Source organism: Ruoffia halotolerans, assembly GCF_014049385.1.
Classification (GTDB): Bacteria; Bacillota; Bacilli; order Lactobacillales; family Aerococcaceae; genus Ruoffia; species Ruoffia halotolerans.
Map to the genome: position 1 here is coordinate 1 of NZ_JACAOA010000063.1, position 1,692 is coordinate 1,692.

Genomic DNA, 1,692 nt, shown 5'->3' on the forward strand with positions numbered 1-1,692 from the left:
AATTTCGCTGGACGACCACCAGTTTAAAAAAGGTCAACAAAGCTAGAATAGTAATGAGCAAAAGCTCAAACAATCAATTATGAGAGTTTGATCCTGGCTCAGGACGAACGCTGGCGGCGTGCCTAATACATGCAAGTCGAACGCACTGACGGAGAACTTGTTCTCTTGACGTGAGTGGCGCACGGGTGAGTAACACGTGGGAAACCTACCCTTCAGCGGGGGATAACCATCGGAAACGATGACTAATACCGCATAGACGACAGAACCGCCTGGTTCAATCGGGAAAGACGGCTTCGGCTGTCACTGAAGGATGGTCCCGCGCTGCATTAGCTAGTTGGTAAGGTAACGGCTTACCAAGGCGATGATGCATAGCCGACCTGAGAGGGTGATCGGCCACATTGGGACTGAGACACGGCCCAAACTCCTACGGGAGGCAGCAGTAGGGAATCTTCCGCAATGGACGCAAGTCTGACGGAGCAACGCCGCGTGTGTGAAGAAGGTTTTCGGATCGTAAAGCACTGTTATTAGAGAAGAACAGCCGATAGAGTAACTGTTATCGGTTTGACGGTATCTAACCAGAAAGTGACGGCTAACTACGTGCCAGCAGCCGCGGTAATACGTAGGTCACAAGCGTTGTCCGGATTTATTGGGCGTAAAGGGAGCGCAGGCGGTTTGTTAAGTCTGATGTGAAAGCCCACGGCTCAACCGTGGAACGGCATTGGAAACTGGCAAACTTGAGTATAGAAGAGGAAAGTGGAATTCCATGTGTAGCGGTGAAATGCGTAGATATATGGAGGAACACCAGTGGCGAAGGCGACTTTCTGGTCTATAACTGACGCTGAGGCTCGAAAGCGTGGGGAGCGAACAGGATTAGATACCCTGGTAGTCCACGCCGTAAACGATGAGTGTTAAGTGTTGGGGGGCTTCCACCCCTCAGTGCTGGCGTTAACGCAATAAACACTCCGCCTGGGGAGTACGGCCGCAAGGCTGAAACTCAAAGGAATTGACGGGGACCCGCACAAGCGGTGGAGCATGTGGTTTAATTCGAAGCAACGCGAAGAACCTTACCAGGTCTTGACATCCCTTGCATAGCCTAGAGATAGGTGAAACCCTTCGGGGCAAGGAGACAGGTGGTGCATGGTTGTCGTCAGCTCGTGTCGTGAGATGTTGGGTTAAGTCCCGCAACGAGCGCAACCCTTATCATTAGTTGCCAGCATTCAGTTGGGGACTCTAATGAGACTGCCGGTGACAAACCGGAGGAAGGTGGGGATGACGTCAAATCATCATGCCCCTTATGACCTGGGCTACACACGTGCTACAATGGATGGTACAGCGAGCAGCGACCCCGCGAGGGCAAGCGAATCTCTCAAAGCCATTCTCAGTTCGGATCGTTCTCTGCAACTCGAGAGCGTGAAGCCGGAATCGCTAGTAATCGTGGATCAGCACGCCACGGTGAATACGTTCCCGGGTCTTGTACACACCGCCCGTCACACCACGAGAGTTTGTAACACCCGAAGCCGGTGGCCTAACCTTTATGGAGGGAGCCGTCGAAGGTGGGATAGATGATTGGGGTGAAGTCGTAACAAGGTAGCCGTATCGGAAGGTGCGGCTGGATCACCTCCTTTCTAAGGAGTACTGGAACCTTTTACAGCATGAAGTGTTTTATCTTTGTTCAGTTTTGAGTGAGTTTTC

At 52.1% G+C, this 1,692-nt stretch carries 1 rRNA gene; it reads left to right on the forward strand.

The window, feature by feature from the left end:
- Positions 1-75: 75 nt before the first annotated feature.
- Positions 76-1,625, forward strand: a 16S ribosomal RNA gene (locus tag HW423_RS10840).
- Positions 1,626-1,692 lie beyond the last annotated feature (67 nt).